Here is a 15,741-nt window from a genome sequence, read left to right as displayed (position 1 = left end):
GCGATATGGCGATCACACTTTCCGGCTCAGACACAATTCCGGCCCCTCCCCTGTCGGCGCGCCTGACCACGCAGCAGGTCTGGGGCATCTTGCTGCTTGTGCCCTATCTACTCGTCTTCCTGGCCTTCGTCGTCTATCCCGTCGGCTACGGCCTGTGGCTGGCGCGCAGTCCGGCGAACTATGTCGCGCTGTACAACGACCCGATCTTCGCGCGCGCCGCGGTCAACACGCTGATCTTCCTGGTCATCGGCATCAACGTGAAGATGCTGATCGCGCTGTTCCTGTCCGGCTTCTTCGCCCAGCAGCGCCCCTGGATCAAATGGCTGTCGGTGATCTTCATCCTGCCCTGGGCGGTGCCGTCGATCCCGACCATCCTGTCGGTCCGCTTCATGCTCAATCCCGAATGGGGCATGGTCAACCATTTCATCTTCTCTCTCACCGGCGATGACGGGCCGAACTGGCTGAACGATCCGACGGTCGCGCTGACCATGGCGATCGCCGTGCATATCTGGAAGTCGCTGCCGTTCTGGACGCTGATCCTGCTGACCGGGCGGCTCGCGATCCCGCAGGATCTGTACGAGGCGTCCGAGGTCGACGGCGCCAGTCCGTGGCAGAAATTCCGCTTCATCACCTGGCCGTCGATGCAGATGCTCTACGTCACCTGCACGCTGCTCTCGATGATCTGGACGCTCGGCGACTTCAACAGCGTCTATCTGCTCACTGGCGGCGGGCCGGCCGACCTCACGCACGTGCTGTCGACACTCGGCATCCGCTATCTCCGGCTCGACCAGCTCTCGCTTGCGATGGCCTCTATCGTCTGCGCGATACCGCTCGTGCTGCCGCTGATATACTTCATGATGAAACGGTTGTCGCGATGAAGCTTCCCACCCTCCGCGAAGTTGGCACCGAAGCCAAGCTCCTGCTGATCGGCATCCCGGTCTTCATCTGGACCATGATTCCGATCTACCACATGTTCCTGTTCGCGATCTCGCCCAAGGAGGACGCGTTCTCGGGCAAGCTGTGGCCGGATCATCCGACGCTGCACAACTTTCACATCGTGTTCTACCAGGAGCACTATTTCCTGCGAGACTTCTGGATCCAGTTCTGGAACTCGACGGTGATCGCGCTGGCCGCAGGCGCGCTGACCTTGTTCGTCGCGACCGCCGCCGCATTCTCGATCTCGCGGCTTAAGGCGCCGGGCGGCCGCTGGGTGATGAATCTCGCGCTGTTCACCTACTTCATCCCGGCGGCGTTCCTCGCCGTGCCGATGTACCGCACCATGGGCAACTACGGCCTGCTCAACAATCACTGGTCGCTGATCCTGGCGATGGTGACAATCGCTTCGCCTTACGCGATCTGGGTGCTGAAGCAGGCGTCCGACAAGCTGCCGGTCGAGCTCGACGAGGCCGCCGTGATGGACGGCGCGACCACGCTGCAGCTGTTCCGCCTGGTCTATGTGCCGCTGATGATGCCCTCGCTGGTCGCGATCGGCACCTATGCCGTGCTGCTGGCCTGGAACGAATATCTCTACGCGTTCCTGCTCTTGTCCAAGGACACCGATATCACGCTGCCGGTCGCGCTCGGCAACTTCCTCGCCGCCGACGACTCGCCGTGGGAGCTGTTGATGACCACCGGCTTCATCTACGCGCTGCCGCCGGCCGCGGTCTATTACGCCTTCAAGCGCTACATGGTGGGCGGGCTCACGGCCGGTGCGGTGAAGTCCTGAGATCCACGGCGCGCTTTCTTTGGTAGGCAACCAGCAGCGCGATCGTCGAGCCGATGAAATAGCCCGCGGTCGCGCCCGAAATCGCGCGGCCGACGACGAGTGCGAGTGCACGGTCGCTCGCATCGACCGTCGAGATCACGCCGACCGCATACTGCAGAGAGAATATGACGAGGTTGCGGATCAGCGCAAAGGCGCCACCCGCGCGGATGATCTCGCCTGTCTTGTGATCGACGTCGAACGGACGCGACGTTAATACGCCGATCGGCAACAACACCAATGCGGCCCCGCCCCAGGCAACCAGCGGCCACGCGCTATCCTGATGTCCGAAGCCAATCCGCGAAATGCCCCAGACGATGAATACGATCGGAACGATCAGCGCACGCCAGATCGGCGTCTTGCGCGGCTGCATCGCCTTGATGCCCTGCCAGACCAGATAGGCGAGCAAGGTCCAGACCCAGAGCGGCGTATGCACCAGGACCTGATAGGCAAACGTCATCATCGCCTCCCGTTATAGCGGCGCCGCGCTCTCGCCCTGCGAGCTCGACAGTTTCGAGGCGAGCGAGGCGATGACGATGACAACAGCAATCAAGGCGATCACCAGCGTGCAGATCGCGTTGATCTCGGGCTTCACTCCGAGCCGCACTTCCGAATAGATCCGGATCGGCAGCGTCGCCGAGCCGGGGCCGGTGGTGAAGCTCGCGATCACGAGATCGTCCAGCGACAGCGTGAAGGCGAGCATCCAGCCCGCGACGATCGCAGGCGCGATCAGCGGCAGCGTTACGGCCACGAACGCGCGCAGGGGGTCGTAGCCGAGATCCATCGCGGCCTCTTCCAAGGAGCGGTCGAGCGAGCCGAGGCGGGACTGCACGACGACGGCGACGAAGCACATCGTCAGCGTGGTATGGGCGATCGTCACCGTCCAGAAGCCGCGCTCCGCGTTTAGCGCCACGAACAGCAGCAGCAGCGACAGTCCGGTGATCACCTCCGGCATCACCAGCGGCGCATAGAGCATGCCGGAGAACAGGGTGCGGCCGCGAAACCGCTCGCCGCGCGACAGCGCCACGGCGGCGAGCGTGCCGATCAGGGTCGCAATGGTTGCCGACGAAACCGCGACGCGCAGGCTCATCCAGGCCGCCTCGATCATGGCGCGGTCATTGAAGAACTCGTGATACCAGCGCAGCGACCAGCCACCCCACACCGTCACCAGCCGCGAGGCATTGAAGGAATAGATCACGAGGATCAGGATCGGCAGATAGAGGAAGGCCAGACCCAGCGAAAGCGAGGCGACGTTGAAGCGGGACAGACGGGAGACCTTGCGCATCGCCTCACCGCCCCTGTTCCAGCTGCCGCTTCTGCAGCCGTTCGTACAGCAGCAGCGGGACCAGCAGCACCACCAACAACACGATGGCCGCGGCGGAGGCGACCGGCCAGTCCTTGTTAGTGAAGAATTCGAGCCACAAGGTCTGGCCGATCATCAGCGCATTGGAGCCGGCCAGGAGATCCGGAATGACGAACTCGCCGACGATGGGGATGAAGCACAGCAGCACGCCGGCGCCGACGCCGGGCAGCGACAGCGGGAAGGTGACGAGCCAGAACACCTGCCAGCGCGGCGCGCCGAGATCGGAGGCGGCCTCCTCCAGCACCGGCTCCATTTTGGCCAGCGTGGCGTAGAGCGGCAGGATCATGAACGGCAGGTAGGAATAGACGATGCCGATATACATCGCGCTGTCGGTGGAGAGCCACACCACGGGCTGACTAACCAGATGCAGCGCCAGCAGTATCTGGTTGAGCAGGCCGTCGTGCTGGAGGATGTTGATCCAGGCATAGATCCGGATCAGGAACGAGGTCCAGAACGGCACGATCACCAGCACCATCGCCACGGCCTGCCAGCGCGCCGGCAGCCGCGCCATGCCGTAGGCGATGGGATAGCCGATCAGGAGCAACAGCGCGGTCGCGGTGACGGCGACGGTGAGGCTACGCACATAGGCGAACACGTAGATATCGTCGGAGACGAGCAGCCTGAAATTGTCGATCGACAGCGCGGCAAAGGCGGCCTTCAGCGCCCCCCATCCCGCCATCAGGTCGAACACCGGCTCGTAAGGCGGCTGCGCGATCGCCGTCTGCGACAGGCTGATCTTCAGCACGAAGCCGAACGGCACCAGGAAGAACAGCACCATCCAGACATAGGGCGCGATCGCGGCAAAGTGAGCCGGTCGCGCAAAAATGCGGCGCCCGCTCATGACGGCAGCACCACGCAGTCGTCGGGCGTGAACCAGGCGACGACAGGCTGGCCCACGCTGTAGGCGTCGACGTCAAGGCGCGCGCTGTTGGCGACCGACGCCTGCACCGTCCCGCCGGCCTCGAGCTTCACCTTGTAAGTGGTGGTGCCGCCGAGATAGCAGATGTCGGCGATCACGCCGTCCAGCTGGTTGATCGCCGTCTCATGACCGGCCTCCCTCGCCGGCCCACGGCGCGACAGCTTGACCTTCTCGGGGCGGATCGCAACCGATAATCTGACCTCACCGAACGGCTCGCGCGGCTCCGCCACCACCAGCGGTCCCGCATCGCGCGTGCCTATGACCAGACGATGACCGTCGCGCAATTTGGACTTGGCGTCGAACAGGTTGATGTCGCCGACAAACTCCGCGATCCAGCGCGAGCGTGGCGCCTCGTAGAGTTCGCGGGGACTCGCGACCTGCGCCAGCCTGCCGTCCCTCATCACGCCGATCCGGCTCGCCATCGTCATCGCCTCTTCCTGGTCGTGGGTGACGATGATGAAGGTCATGCCGAGCCGGCGCTGAAGCTCCATCAGTTCGCCTTGGGTGCTTTCGCGCAGCTTCTTGTCCAGCGCTGCGAGCGGCTCATCGAGCAGAAGGAGCTGCGGGCGTCGCGCCAGTGCACGCGCCAACGCCACGCGCTGGCGCTGTCCCCCGGAGAGCTGGTCGGGCTTGCGCTTCTCGAGTCCGTCGAGCTTCACCAGCGCAACCATCTCCGCCACACGCGTGGCGATGTCTGCGCGCGCCATACCGGCGCGCTTCAGGCCGAAGGCGATGTTGTCGCGCACCGACAGGTGCGGAAACAGCGCGTAGTTCTGGAACATCATGTTGATCGGCCGCTCATGCGGCAGCGCCTGCGCGATGTCCTTGCCGCCGAGCAGAATGCGCCCTTGATCCGGCGCTTCGAAACCGGCGAGCATGCGCAGAAGCGTGGTCTTGCCGCAGCCGCTGGGCCCGAGCAGCGCAAAGAACTCGCCGGCCTTGATGTCGAGCGAGACGCCATCGACGGCCCGGAACGTCCCGAACGTCTTGGCGACGCCCTCGATGCGCAGCAACGGCTCGCCGGCCGCGAACTGCGTCTCTCCGACCGCAGCCGCAGCCGCGTCTGTTCTGGGCAACTCGTCAGTCATGGTTCCTGCCAACCCCAATCAAGCCGCACGCTAGCGGCCGATCGTCCCTCACTCAACCGGTTAGAGGCCGTTCGTTCACGCATTCGCCATGAACGCAGCCAGCGCATTGCATTCCCCCGCTGACATCGTCAGGCCGAGCTTGGAGCGGCGCCACAGGATGTCCTCGGGAAAACGCGCCCATTCGTGGGTCATGAGATAGCGCACCTCGGCCCCGGTCAGTTCGGGACCGAAGGCGGGGCCGAGATCGTCCCGGGTCTTCGCCTCGGCAAGCACAGCCGATAGCCGCGAGCCATAGGCCGCGACGAGGCGTTGGGCCTGCGCCTCCGAGAGAAAGCGCCAGCGGTCACGCGCAAGATCGACCTCGGTGTCGAAACGATCCCAGCTAAAATCTCCGCCCGGCAGCGCCGCGCCTGCGGTCCAGGGCGGCGACATCGGATAGAACGGCGTCAACTTCGTCACCGCGCGCTCCGCCCGCAGGCGCGAGGTGGTGACGTCACCGCCAAACATCGTGATCAGCGGCGCCTTGCGCCGTCGCGCGTCGAACAGCGTCGTGCCATCACGCCCGCGCGCGGACGCCAGCGTCAGGTTGACGCCGGAGACCGCGCGCACCACGTCGGTCGGGGCAACGCGCTCGCGGAAATAGCGACTGGCCGCTTCGCAGAGATAGCTGACGTCGGCCCCCCGCATCGCGACGATCGCAGGATCGCCGGTGAAATCGTGCGTGACTGTTCCAATCAGTGTGAAATCGCGCGCGATAGGACTCGCGAAGATCAGCCGGCCATCGCTGTTCTGGAAGACGTAGACGTTATCGGAATCGAACAATCGCGGGACGATGATCTGGCTCATCTGCATCGCCGCCACGGCGGGTTGCGGCTGCCGCAGCACGGTCTCGGCGACGATCGACGTCCAGCCGCCGGTGGCGTTGGCCAGTGCCCGGGCCGTGATCGTGCGACGATGGCCGCGGTCGACCACCGCGAGCCGCCATGTGTCGGTTTGATCGGCGCGCACACAGCGCGCTCCAGTCCGAATCACGGCGCCGCGCTCGGCCGCATCCAGTGCCGTGAGCACCACCAGTCGGGAATCGTCGACGACGCAATCCGAATATTCGAAGGCCGTGCCGAATGGTCGTTTCAGCGCGTTGCCGACCGGATGATGCGTGATGTCGAGGGTCGCCGTTGCAGGCAGGCCGCTCCGGCTGGTGAGGCTGTCGTAGAGGAGCAGGCCGACGCGCAGCAGCCATGGTGGGCGCTCGTCGGAATGCGCCGGGATCACGAAGCGCATCGGCCGAACCAGATGCGGCGCGATCCGGAGCCAGATCCGGCGCTCAGCGAGCGCCCGGCGCACCCGGCGGAAGCCGCGCCGTTCCAGAACCGACAGGGCGCCGTGGATCAGCCGCGGCGTTGCCGACGACGCCGCGCCGCCCAGATCGCCCTGCTCCAACAGGATGACCCGCAGGCCGCGGCCGGCGGCATCGCGCGCGAGGCTGACACCGTTCAGGCCGCCGCCGATGATCGCAAAATCGTAATCCGCCATGAAGCCGTCGAATGGGAGCGAAACGCTCGCCATCTCTAGAGCCATTTCCCTTCCGATGAAATCGGAACGGGGCTCTAGATTCTGGTTTGGCGCGTTCTCTTGACGCGAACCCGCATCCGCTGCGCTCGAAAAACGCTCTAGCCGGTCTTGAGCGCAAGCTCCATGACTTCGGCACGACCGACGAGGCCGGCATATTTCCCGATCGGCAGTGGCTTGCCGAGCAGATAGCCCTGCACGCCGTCACAGCCTTCCGCGGCGAGGAAGGCGAGTTGTTCCAGCGTCTCGACGCCTTCGGCGACGATCGACATTTCCAGGCCATGGCCGAGATCGATCACCGCGCGCACGATCGCCGCCGATTGCGGGTTGCGGCCGAGATTGATGATGAAGGCGCGGTCGATCTTGATCTTGTCGAACGGGAACGCCTGGAGATAGCTCAGCGAGGAATAACCGCTGCCGAAATCGTCCATGGAGATGCGCACGCCGAGCGCCTTGAGCCGGCGCAGCAGCGCCAGACCGCGATCGAAGTCCTCGATCAGCACGCCCTCGGTGATCTCGAGCTCGAGCCGACCGGGTGCGAGACCCGTCTCGAGCAGGATGGAATGCACGAGCCCGACCACGTCGCCGTGCATGAACTGCGCCGGCGACAGGTTGACCGCGATCTGAAGCGGCTTCGGCCAGGACGCGGCCTCGCGGCAGGCTTCGCGCAGGATCCACTCGCCCATCTCGACGATCAGGCCGCTTTCCTCCGCGATCGGGATGAATTCGGCCGGGGAGACTTGGCCGCGCACCGGATGCTGCCAGCGCGCCAGCGCCTCGAAGCCGATGATCTCGCTCTCGGCGACGCTGTGGCCCGCTGCTCCCTGCGGCTGGAAGGCGAGCGAGAGCTCGCCGTTCTTGATCGCCATCGAGAGATCCTGGTGCAGCACGCGGCGATCGCGGATCTGCTGGTCCATCTCCGGCTGGAACAGGCTGATCGTGCCGCGCGACTTCTGCTTGGCGCGGAACAGCGCCGCGCCGGCATTGGCGAGCAACGAGGCGGCGTCGGCGCCGTTGTGCGGGAAGATCGACATGCCGGTGGTGACGCCGGCGCGGACCGGGCGGCCGTCGATCTGGAATTCCTTAGCGACGGCATCACCGATCTGCTGCGCCAGCGCGAGACCTGCATCCGGCTGCTTACCGTCGATGATCAGGCCGAACTCGTCGCCGGACAGGCGCGCCACCACGCCGCCGCGCGCGGAGTCCTGGAGCCGCTGGGCCACCTCGACCAGGAGCTTGTCGCCGTGCGCATGACCGAAGACGTCGTTGACCTCCTTGAGACCGTCGAGATCGACGCACAGAACCGCGAACTCCTCGCCGGTGCCCTCGCAGGCCTCGATCATCTGGGTCAACGCCTGCAGGAAAGCGGCACGGTTCGGCAAATCGGTGAGGCCGTCGTGATAGGCCATGTGCGCCATGCGCGACTCGGTCTGCCGGCGATCGGTGACGTCCTCGTGGGTCTTGATCAGATATTGCGGCTCCCCGGTGTCGCCCAGCACGGTGGCGCGGCGGGTGAGGAACAGCCGCAGCCCGTCCTTGGTGGAGATCGGGTGCTCTTCGGTGATCATCCCACGCTTCTTGATCGCGGCTTCGTCGCGCGCGATGATCAGCTTGGCTTCCTTGGGATTGAAGATGTCGGACGCGGTCAGGCCTGTGGCTTCCTCGCGCCTGCGGTTGAGGATCGTCTCGGCGCTGCGGTTGGCGAGCAGGTAGCGGCCGTCCTTGACCTGCTCGACGATCAGGGCCACCGGGATGTTGTCGACCACGAGCTCGAGGAACTTCTTCGTGCTCTCCAGCTCCTTCGACAGCGAGCGGCGATCGGTGATGTCCTCGAACACGAGCATCAGGAATTCGGGCTTGTTGCTCTCGTTGCGGACAACGATCCGGATCGAGGCAACCATGCGTCGCTCACCGGCGCGGTCGACCTCGAATTCGTTGCGAAACTGGCCGTCCGGCGAATCGAGTGCCGTGCGGTCGGTCGCCTCGATGCTGTCCGCCGAGATCGGCGCAAACAGCTCGCGCGCGTTCTTGCCGACGACATGGTCGCGCGAGAAGCCCCAGAAGCGCTCATAGGCGCTGTTGGCGAAGATGTAGCGACCATCCTCGATGTTCTTTGCGGCCACGCAGGCCGGCACGTTGTCCAGCACCGTTTCCAGGAACTGCTTGGTGGAGGCGAGCTGCCGCGACAGCCTGCGCTGCTCGCTGACGTCCAGATGCGTCGTCACCGAGCCGCCGTTGGGCAGCACGAAATATTTCACGAGGATGGCCCGCCCGTCCGGCAGTTCGGTGATCAAGCCGTTGGTGCTTGCCGCCTTCTCGTAGAACTCCTCGTTGGAGGCGGCGCCGAGCACCCCGCGCTTGCGTCGCAGCTCAAGGAGTTCGTAGCCGTTCATGTTGGCCCAGAGATCCGACCGCGCCAGGCCGTAAATCTCGATATAGCGGTCGTTGCAGAAGATGACGCGCCGCTGCGCATCCGTCATCACCACGCCCTGGTTGAGATTGTTCATGGCGGAGGAGACGAAGGCATTGCGCCGCAGCTGCAGACGTCTGGTCCGGCGCAGCGAGGAATGGATCCACAGCGCGATCGCGATGAGGAACGAGCAGATCACGACGCCCGCGATCAGGGCTTCCCAGATCACGTTGGGATTGAGCTCGCCGAGATAGCTCGGCGGGGCGAAGCTGTCGGAAAGGGCAAAGGCGCGTGCAGGCGCGACCGCTGCGGCCAGGCACACGACGGCCTGCACCGCAATCGGAAGCGCGCTGCCCGCGTGCCAGTTCTTCTCAGCCATCAGCCACCCGCGATTTCAACGTCGGATTGTCTGGCCTCGCGGGTTTGGATCGGGTAAACGCCTGTACGCGCAACGGAAAAATGTGGCATCAAATACGGCAATTGCCCTGACATGATAAATGCTTCGTTAACGGAAAACGGCCCCGCGCCGCCCTCCCCAGGCGTGGGGCCATCGTCGCTTCGAGCGGACGTCCTGCACGACCATGGATAGGGTGGACTGCGTCGTCATCGGAGCCGGCGTGATCGGGCTCGCGGTGGCTCGAAAGCTGGCGCAAGCCGGGCGCGAGGTGATCGTGCTCGAGCAAGCCGAGGCCATCGGCACCATCACCTCCTCGCGCAACAGCGAGGTGATCCATGCCGGCATCTACTACCGCGCCGGAAGCTGGATGGCGCGCATGTGCGTCGACGGCAAGCACGCGCTCTATCGTTACTGTTCCGAGCGCGGCATCCCGCACAGGAATTGCGGCAAGCTGATCGTCGCGACCAATCCGAAAGAGACCGAGAAGCTGCAATCGATCAAGGCGCATGCCGAGGCCAACGGCGTGCTCGACATGCAGTTGCTCACGGGTGATGCGGCACGTGCGCTGGAGCCGGCGCTCGCCTGTGACGCCGCGCTGCTGTCGCCGTCGACCGGCATCATCGACAGCCACGCCTACATGCTCTCGCTGCGCGGCGAAGCCGAGGACGCGGGCGCGGCCTTCGCGTTTCACACCCCGCTGATCCGTGCCAAGGCGACCGCCGGCGTCATCGAGATCGAGGCGGGCGGCGAAGCGCCGATGACGCTGCAATGCAGCCTCCTCGTCAACGCCGCCGGGCTCTCGGCGACCACCGTGGCGCGCAACATCGAGGGCATGCCGCTGGAACGGATCCCGACGGCCTACCTCGCCAAGGGAAACTACTTCAGCTGCAATGCCAGGGCGCCGTTCTCGCGCCTGATCTATCCGGTGCCCGAGCCCGGTGGCCTAGGGGTGCATCTGACGCTGGACATGGCCGGGCAGGCCCGTTTCGGCCCTGACGTCGAGTGGATCGAGACGATCGACTATGAGGTCGACCCGTCACGCGCCGAGCGCTTCTACCCGGCGATCCGCAAATACTGGCCGACGTTGCCTGACGGTGCTCTCATGCCGAGCTATTCGGGCATCCGCCCGAAGATCGTGCCGCCGGCGGTGGCCACGCAGGATTTCTTGATGCAGGGCCCGCGCGATCACGGCGTCGAAGGCCTGATCAATCTGTTCGGCATCGAGTCGCCCGGATTGACGTCATCGCTCGCGATCGCGGATCACGTCGCCGAGCTCGCAAACATCTAGTGGTTTAAAGCGAATTGGATTCCGGTTGCGCGTAAAGAACTGCGTCCAGACAAGACGCTGGAGCCGCGCAAATCCTTGCACGCTGCGCGCCTTGCAGCAGGGATGAGCGCAAAGGCTCCCATCCCTGCCTGAAAGGGTGCGATCAACTCTACGCTGTTACGGGGTTACTAGTGGAGCGTGTCGCCGTGCCTGAGACGCTCGATCTGGTCCTTGACCATCAACTTCCGGCGCTTCAACTCAACAATTTGCAGGTCGTCTGTTGAAAGGTGCACGAGAGCTTCGTGCAATTCGTTTTCGAGAGTTTTGTGCTTCCGTTCCAATTCAACCAGATGTGCCTGAATTGTCATTCGAAACCTCCTCGGTAGGGGTGAACCTTGGATTCGACCGGACGAGGAAGTGTACATCACCGATTTGTTCTGTCGATGGATATCAGTCGTCGCGCTGTCATTTTTAGAAATTCATATGTAACGAAGCGTGAGTAAGGGAACCACGCGGGAAAAATCCGTGATATCAATGCGCTTGCGCAACGCCGGAGCGACCGCAGAAATATGTCGCGGGAGATCGGCGCGCGACAGCCCGAGATCGCTTGCGATCACGGCGCGCAAGGACGATAGTTTCCACAGGGCATCCACAGCCTTAATCTCACGCCTATCGGTTTTTCGGCCACCGCAGACATGACCAATGAAGATGCGCGCGAACTCGAATCCGAGCTCGCCCGGTTGCACCAGGAACACCGAGATCTCGATGTGGCGATCGATGCACTGCATCAATCGCCCGCCCCCGACCTGTTGCGGTTACAGCGGTTGAAGAAACGCAAGCTGTTGTTGCGTGACCGTATCGCGTTCATCGAAGACCAGATCACGCCCGACATCATCGCCTGATCCACGGGTAGAACTTTACGGCGGCCCCGCCGCACGTAAATCCGCTTGACTCGAAAGGAACAAAATAAGAACATTTGAGCACCCAACACCCCCGGGGAAACCGTCTAAGGAAAATGCAGATGTCGTTAACCGCCCTTCTCGACAACAGCCATTATGAACAAGCCTGCGATCAGGCGATCGCGATGTGCGACGGCAATCTGCGCAGCACCATCAAGGCGCTGATCATGGCCAATGAATATCTGGAGGCCGAGCTGGAAGAATTGCAGGCGGCGGTTTCCGCAGGCTGCATTCCGGAGACCTCGCGCAGCAAGATGCGGAGCAAGAGCAGCGCCGCCTGACTGTCAGCTATCGGAGCCGACCATGTCCGATGTCACCTATTACGTTGCATTACCTTTCCTGACCGACGAGGACGGATCGCCGGTCGCAGGTGCGGCCGAGGAATGCCAGAGCGCGGCGGCCGCGCTACGGCGCGCCGAGATTATGTCGCACGGCGCCGGCCACACCGGCGCGGTCGCGTTCAGCCGCAGCGGCGATCCCATGACCGGCGAATTCGGGGACGCAAAACTGCTCCGCAGCTTCGGCGACGTACCGAAAGACCTCGGCACGCTTTAACTAGCTGCTGACGAGCCTGATGTGCGGCTCGTGCCGCCGGTGCGCCTTGCGCACATACATCGCGGCATCGGCCTCCTCCAGGGCGCGCGTGGCGTCGGATTGCACTCCGAGCAGGGCGACGCCGGCGGAAGCGCCCGCGCTCACGTGCTGGCCGCGAAAGACAAAGGACAATTCGTCGATGGCCTGCTCGAAAGCCGCGGCCTTCGCCTTGGCGTCGGTCTCGCTGAGATTCCAGAGCAGCAGCGCGAACTCGTCGCCGCCGAGCCGGCCGACCACGTCCGAAGCGCGGATCTGCCGCGTCAGCGTGGTGGCAATCGCCTTCAGGACCTCGTCGCCGGCCGCATGGCCGAAGGAATCGTTGATCGGCTTCAACCGATCGACGTCGAGCACGATCAGCGCCCCGCTGGCGCGGTAGCGCTTCATGTAGGCGACGGCGCGGGCGAGCTCGCGTTCGAAGCCGCGCCGGTTCGGAATTTCGAGCAGGAAATCGGTGTCGGCAGCCGCCTCGAGCTCCGCGACCCGCCGCAGCGCCCCCTTGAGCTTGCTCCGGAGCTCGCGGATGGTCGCGTTGATGGCCGGCTCGATGGCCGCTTTGGCCCCGTCATCGGCAGACGCTGCCCGCTGCGACGGCCTGGTCGGACGCCGCGCCGGACCCTTGATCCGACGCTTGGCCGGACGCTTGAGAGCAACTTTGGAGCGGCCGGCACTGGCCTTCGGGCCCTTTTTGGCCTTCGCAGCGCTTGCCCTTTTTGGTTTCTTCATGGGCATCCTGCTCAATGAAGGCTTGCGGGGATTCACCAAGACAGGATAGTTCATTCCCTTCTCCTTGCCACCGCCTTGCGAGCCACCGGCCGGAACCTTTAGTCTGGCCTATCTTTCTGTTGTTCGAGAACAATTCACGTCATGACCGCGCCGATCGCCATCATCATGGGAAGCCAGTCGGACTGGGACACGATGCGGCATGCCGCCGACACGCTCGCAGGGCTCGGCGTTGCCGCCGACACCCGCATCGTTTCGGCCCACCGCACCCCCGACCGGCTGTTTACGTTCGCCAAAGGCGCCAAGACGGCTGGTTACAAGGTCATCATCGCCGGCGCGGGTGGCGCAGCCCACCTGGCCGGCATGGCGGCGGCTCTGACGGAATTGCCCGTGTTCGGCGTCCCCATCGAATCCAGGACGCTCAAGGGCATCGATTCGCTCTATTCGATCGTCCAGATGCCCGCAGGCATCCCGGTCGGCACCCTCGCCATCGGCAAGGCGGGCGCCATCAATGCGGCGTTGCTGGCGGCGGCCGTGCTGGCCTTGTCCGACCCGGCCTTGTCCGATCGCCTCGCCGCCTGGCGCAAGGCGCAGACCGAGGCCGTGGCCGAGCGCCCGGAGGACAAGGCGTGACTGACGCAAAGCAGGTGAAGCTGAAGCCCGGCGACACCATTGGCATCCTCGGCGGCGGACAATTGGGGCGGATGCTGGCCATGGCGGCGGCCCGGCTTGGCCTGCGCTGCCAGGTGTTCTCGCCCGATCCGGACTCACCGGCCTTCGACGTCGTCCTGAATGCGACCTGCGCCGAATATGCCGATGTCGAAGCACTCGAGCTGTTCGCCAACGACGTCGACGTCATCACCTACGAATTTGAGAACGTGCCGTCCGCGGCCGCGATGGTGCTGGATGCGCGCCGCCCGGTGCTGCCCAATCGCAAGATCCTCGAGACCACCCAGGACCGGCTCGCCGAGAAGGATTTCGTGACGCGGCTGGGCATCGGCACCGCAGCCTACGCCGACGTCACCTCGGTCCCGTCATTGCGCGAGGCGATCGCTAGGATCGGCCTTCCGGCGGTGCTGAAGACCCGTCGCTTCGGCTATGACGGCAAGGGCCAGGCCATCATCCGCGAGGGCGACGACGTCGCGAAAGTGTGGACCAGTCTCGCCACCAAATCGGCCATCCTGGAAGCCTTCGTGCCGTACGAGCGTGAGATTTCCGTGATCGCCGCCCGCTCGGCCACAGGCCAGGTCGAGTGTTTCGACGTCACCGAAAACGAGCACCGCGACCACATCCTGAAGATCTCCCGTGCGCCCGCCCGGATCCCGGACGTGCTCGCCGAGGAAGCGCGCAGTATCGCCGGCAAGATCGCGGGCGCGCTCGATTATGTCGGCGTGCTTGCCGTCGAGATGTTCGTGCTCGCCAACGGCACCGGACCCAAGGTGCTGGTCAACGAGATCGCTCCGCGCGTGCACAATTCCGGACATTGGACGCTCGACGGTGCGTCCGTCTCGCAGTTCGAGCAGCACATCCGCGCCATTGCCGGCTGGCCCCTCGGCAAGCCCGTGCGCCACGGCGAAGTCGTCACCATGACCAATCTGATCGGCGACGAGATCAACGAATATGACAAGTGGTTGAGCGTCGCGGGCGCAACGGTGCACATCTACGGCAAGGGCGCGCCGCGTCCGGGCCGCAAGATGGGACATGTCACCGAAGTGCGACCCACGACCGGCAAATAACGGGACCGCGGCGCATGCCGCGATCCCGCTTTGCAGTTATGCCGTCTTCGCGCCCGCGACGACGCCAGTGGGCTCTTCGCTGAGCCAACGATAGATCACCCCGCCCAGCGCGCCGCCGATCAGTGGCGCAACCCAGAACAACCAGAGCTGCGACAGCGCCCAGCCGCCGACGAACAGCGCGGGCCCCGTGCTACGCGCCGGGTTCACGGAGGTGTTGGTGACGGGGATGCTGACGAGATGGATCATCACCAGCGCGAGCCCGATCGCCAGCGGCGCAAAGCCGGCGGGCGCGCGGCCGTGAGTCGCGCCCATGATGATGAACAGGAACATCATGGTCATGACCACCTCGGTGAGGAAGCACACGATCATGCTGTACTGGCCGGGAGAATGGGCATCGTACCCGTTGGACGCGAACCCCTTGCTGACGTCGAAGCCGGGAGCTCCGCTTGCGATGACGTAGAGCAGCCACGCGGCCACGATCGCGCCGGCGACCTGCGCAATCACATAAGGCAGGATCTGTCCGGCCGGAAAACGTCCGCCGGCGGCAAGACCGACAGTGACGGCCGGATTGAGATGACAGCCTGAGATGTGGCCGATCGCATAGGCCATGGTGACCACGCTCAGTCCGAATGCGAGGGAGACACCGACCAGACCGATGCCAACCTGCGGAAAGCCGGCTGCGATCACCGCACTTCCGCAACCTGCGAATGTGAGCCAAAAGGTACCGATAGCTTCGGCCGCGTATTTCTTCATATCCATGTGTCGTCCCCTGCTTTCAAAGATTCCGGAACAAAGCTCCGGAAACGGCCCCACCCTTGGCGTCAAATCTCCCAAATCAGGGCCGCACAGAGGTATTTTGCCTCATTTAATGGCTGAACTTGGCCCGAAGACCCGCTTGGCCGGTGGACATCCCAAGTTTTGTCTGATACATCCGCGCCCTCAAGGTTAAGGGCTTGT

General features: G+C 64.3%; 17 protein-coding genes. 8 read left to right on the top strand and 9 right to left on the bottom strand.

The features are described 5' to 3' along the window. The first annotated feature begins 5 nt into the window (after positions 1-5). Both BcanWU425_RS08955 and BcanWU425_RS08950 read left to right on the top strand, forming a co-directional pair. On the top strand, positions 6-878 hold the full coding sequence (locus BcanWU425_RS08955; RefSeq protein WP_018453834.1) for a carbohydrate ABC transporter permease: 873 nt from the start codon (positions 6-8) through the stop codon (positions 876-878). Further along, positions 875-1,726 carry a carbohydrate ABC transporter permease gene (locus tag BcanWU425_RS08950; protein ID WP_018453833.1) on the top strand — a complete coding sequence of 284 codons (852 nt, stop codon included), beginning with the start codon at positions 875-877 and terminating at the stop codon, positions 1,724-1,726. Before BcanWU425_RS08955 ends, BcanWU425_RS08950 begins: the two co-directional genes overlap by 4 nt. On the opposite strand, the gene BcanWU425_RS08945 is transcribed toward BcanWU425_RS08950, so the two are convergent. The 6 genes from BcanWU425_RS08945 to BcanWU425_RS08920 form a co-directional block, all read right to left on the bottom strand. Continuing rightward, positions 1,701-2,222, bottom strand: a complete 522-nt coding sequence (locus BcanWU425_RS08945; protein ID WP_204512206.1) for a DUF6622 family protein — start codon at positions 2,220-2,222, stop codon at positions 1,701-1,703. The two genes, BcanWU425_RS08950 and BcanWU425_RS08945, sit on opposite strands and share 26 nt — an antisense overlap. 12 nt (positions 2,223-2,234) lie before the next feature. Beyond that, entirely contained in the window at positions 2,235-3,047 is an 813-nt protein-coding gene (locus BcanWU425_RS08940; RefSeq protein ID WP_018453831.1) for an ABC transporter permease, read from the bottom strand. A 4-nt stretch (positions 3,048-3,051) separates the two neighbouring features. Then, positions 3,052-3,966: an ABC transporter permease gene (locus BcanWU425_RS08935; protein ID WP_018453830.1), complete on the bottom strand. Its 915-nt coding sequence runs from the start codon at positions 3,964-3,966 to the stop codon at positions 3,052-3,054. Then, positions 3,963-5,132 (bottom strand): ABC transporter ATP-binding protein, encoded by a 1,170-nt coding sequence (locus BcanWU425_RS08930; protein ID WP_204512207.1) that lies wholly within the window; start codon positions 5,130-5,132, stop codon positions 3,963-3,965. Before BcanWU425_RS08930 ends, BcanWU425_RS08935 begins: the two co-directional genes overlap by 4 nt. A gap of 75 nt (positions 5,133-5,207) precedes the next feature. Next, positions 5,208-6,665: a glycerol-3-phosphate dehydrogenase gene (locus BcanWU425_RS08925; RefSeq protein WP_204513994.1), complete on the bottom strand. Its 1,458-nt coding sequence runs from the start codon at positions 6,663-6,665 to the stop codon at positions 5,208-5,210. Between the two features lie 137 nt (positions 6,666-6,802). Then, positions 6,803-9,490 (bottom strand): sensor domain-containing protein, encoded by a 2,688-nt coding sequence (locus BcanWU425_RS08920; RefSeq protein WP_231190372.1) that lies wholly within the window; start codon positions 9,488-9,490, stop codon positions 6,803-6,805. A gap of 202 nt (positions 9,491-9,692) precedes the next feature. Between BcanWU425_RS08920 and BcanWU425_RS08915 the strand changes: the two genes are divergently transcribed. Beyond that, positions 9,693-10,796 carry an NAD(P)/FAD-dependent oxidoreductase gene (locus BcanWU425_RS08915; protein ID WP_018453826.1) on the top strand — a complete coding sequence of 368 codons (1,104 nt, stop codon included), beginning with the start codon at positions 9,693-9,695 and terminating at the stop codon, positions 10,794-10,796. A 167-nt stretch (positions 10,797-10,963) separates the two neighbouring features. Here the strand turns inward: BcanWU425_RS08915 and BcanWU425_RS08910 are convergent, their stop codons facing one another. Beyond that, positions 10,964-11,143 carry a YdcH family protein gene (locus tag BcanWU425_RS08910; protein WP_007596254.1) on the bottom strand — a complete coding sequence of 60 codons (180 nt, stop codon included), beginning with the start codon at positions 11,141-11,143 and terminating at the stop codon, positions 10,964-10,966. A 327-nt stretch (positions 11,144-11,470) separates the two neighbouring features. Here BcanWU425_RS08910 and BcanWU425_RS08905 point away from each other — a divergent pair, with 327 nt between their 5' ends. The 3 genes from BcanWU425_RS08905 (at position 11,471) to BcanWU425_RS08895 (ending at position 12,289) form a co-directional block, all read left to right on the top strand. Further along, positions 11,471-11,677, top strand: coding sequence for a YdcH family protein (locus BcanWU425_RS08905; protein ID WP_007596255.1), 207 nt, complete (start codon positions 11,471-11,473; stop codon positions 11,675-11,677). A gap of 119 nt (positions 11,678-11,796) precedes the next feature. Beyond that, positions 11,797-12,015 carry a hypothetical protein gene (locus BcanWU425_RS08900; RefSeq protein WP_231190370.1) on the top strand — a complete coding sequence of 73 codons (219 nt, stop codon included), beginning with the start codon at positions 11,797-11,799 and terminating at the stop codon, positions 12,013-12,015. A 22-nt stretch (positions 12,016-12,037) separates the two neighbouring features. After that, positions 12,038-12,289, top strand: coding sequence for a hypothetical protein (locus BcanWU425_RS08895; RefSeq protein WP_007614211.1), 252 nt, complete (start codon positions 12,038-12,040; stop codon positions 12,287-12,289). Here the strand turns inward: BcanWU425_RS08895 and BcanWU425_RS08890 are convergent, their stop codons facing one another. Next, on the bottom strand, positions 12,290-13,051 hold the full coding sequence (locus BcanWU425_RS08890; protein WP_204512210.1) for a GGDEF domain-containing protein: 762 nt from the start codon (positions 13,049-13,051) through the stop codon (positions 12,290-12,292). A 141-nt stretch (positions 13,052-13,192) separates the two neighbouring features. Here BcanWU425_RS08890 and purE point away from each other — a divergent pair, with 141 nt between their 5' ends. Together purE and BcanWU425_RS08880 are read left to right on the top strand one after the other, a co-directional pair. Continuing rightward, on the top strand, positions 13,193-13,681 hold the full coding sequence (gene purE / locus BcanWU425_RS08885; protein WP_204512211.1) for a 5-(carboxyamino)imidazole ribonucleotide mutase: 489 nt from the start codon (positions 13,193-13,195) through the stop codon (positions 13,679-13,681). Next, a complete protein-coding gene (locus tag BcanWU425_RS08880; protein ID WP_018453821.1) occupies positions 13,678-14,784 on the top strand; it encodes a 5-(carboxyamino)imidazole ribonucleotide synthase in 1,107 nt (368 codons plus the stop codon). The genes purE and BcanWU425_RS08880 overlap by 4 nt, the downstream gene beginning before the upstream one ends. A 36-nt stretch (positions 14,785-14,820) precedes the next feature. On the opposite strand, the gene aqpZ is transcribed toward BcanWU425_RS08880, so the two are convergent. Continuing rightward, entirely contained in the window at positions 14,821-15,543 is a 723-nt protein-coding gene (gene aqpZ / locus BcanWU425_RS08875) for an aquaporin Z (RefSeq protein ID WP_018453820.1), read from the bottom strand. Between the last annotated feature and the right edge of the window lie 198 nt (positions 15,544-15,741).

It is taken from the genome of Bradyrhizobium sp. WU425 (assembly GCF_021052305.1).
In the GTDB taxonomy this organism is placed as follows: Bacteria; Pseudomonadota; Alphaproteobacteria; order Rhizobiales; family Xanthobacteraceae; genus Bradyrhizobium; species Bradyrhizobium canariense_D.
Note: the sequence above shows the minus strand (reverse complement) of the source record. Positions and strands in the feature narration are given on the sequence as shown.

What these genes read in the sequence shown, in the direction of transcription:
- BcanWU425_RS08955 (WP_018453834.1), top strand. Translation starts at nt 6, where the DNA reads ATGGCGATCACACTTTCCGGCTCAGACACAATTCCGGCCCCTCCCCTG.
- BcanWU425_RS08950 (WP_018453833.1), top strand. Translation starts at nt 875, where the DNA reads ATGAAGCTTCCCACCCTCCGCGAAGTTGGCACCGAAGCCAAGCTCCTG.
- BcanWU425_RS08945 (WP_204512206.1), bottom strand. Translation starts at nt 2,222, where the DNA reads ATGACGTTTGCCTATCAGGTCCTGGTGCATACGCCGCTCTGGGTCTGG.
- BcanWU425_RS08940 (WP_018453831.1), bottom strand. Translation starts at nt 3,047, where the DNA reads ATGCGCAAGGTCTCCCGTCTGTCCCGCTTCAACGTCGCCTCGCTTTCG.
- BcanWU425_RS08935 (WP_018453830.1), bottom strand. Translation starts at nt 3,966, where the DNA reads ATGAGCGGGCGCCGCATTTTTGCGCGACCGGCTCACTTTGCCGCGATC.
- BcanWU425_RS08930 (WP_204512207.1), bottom strand. Translation starts at nt 5,132, where the DNA reads ATGACTGACGAGTTGCCCAGAACAGACGCGGCTGCGGCTGCGGTCGGA.
- BcanWU425_RS08925 (WP_204513994.1), bottom strand. Translation starts at nt 6,665, where the DNA reads ATGGCGGATTACGATTTTGCGATCATCGGCGGCGGCCTGAACGGTGTC.
- BcanWU425_RS08920 (WP_231190372.1), bottom strand. Translation starts at nt 9,490, where the DNA reads ATGGCTGAGAAGAACTGGCACGCGGGCAGCGCGCTTCCGATTGCGGTG.
- BcanWU425_RS08915 (WP_018453826.1), top strand. Translation starts at nt 9,693, where the DNA reads ATGGATAGGGTGGACTGCGTCGTCATCGGAGCCGGCGTGATCGGGCTC.
- BcanWU425_RS08910 (WP_007596254.1), bottom strand. Translation starts at nt 11,143, where the DNA reads ATGACAATTCAGGCACATCTGGTTGAATTGGAACGGAAGCACAAAACT.
- BcanWU425_RS08905 (WP_007596255.1), top strand. Translation starts at nt 11,471, where the DNA reads ATGACCAATGAAGATGCGCGCGAACTCGAATCCGAGCTCGCCCGGTTG.
- BcanWU425_RS08900 (WP_231190370.1), top strand. Translation starts at nt 11,797, where the DNA reads ATGTCGTTAACCGCCCTTCTCGACAACAGCCATTATGAACAAGCCTGC.
- BcanWU425_RS08895 (WP_007614211.1), top strand. Translation starts at nt 12,038, where the DNA reads ATGTCCGATGTCACCTATTACGTTGCATTACCTTTCCTGACCGACGAG.
- BcanWU425_RS08890 (WP_204512210.1), bottom strand. Translation starts at nt 13,051, where the DNA reads ATGAAGAAACCAAAAAGGGCAAGCGCTGCGAAGGCCAAAAAGGGCCCG.
- purE (WP_204512211.1), top strand. Translation starts at nt 13,193, where the DNA reads ATGACCGCGCCGATCGCCATCATCATGGGAAGCCAGTCGGACTGGGAC.
- aqpZ (WP_018453820.1), bottom strand. Translation starts at nt 15,543, where the DNA reads ATGGATATGAAGAAATACGCGGCCGAAGCTATCGGTACCTTTTGGCTC.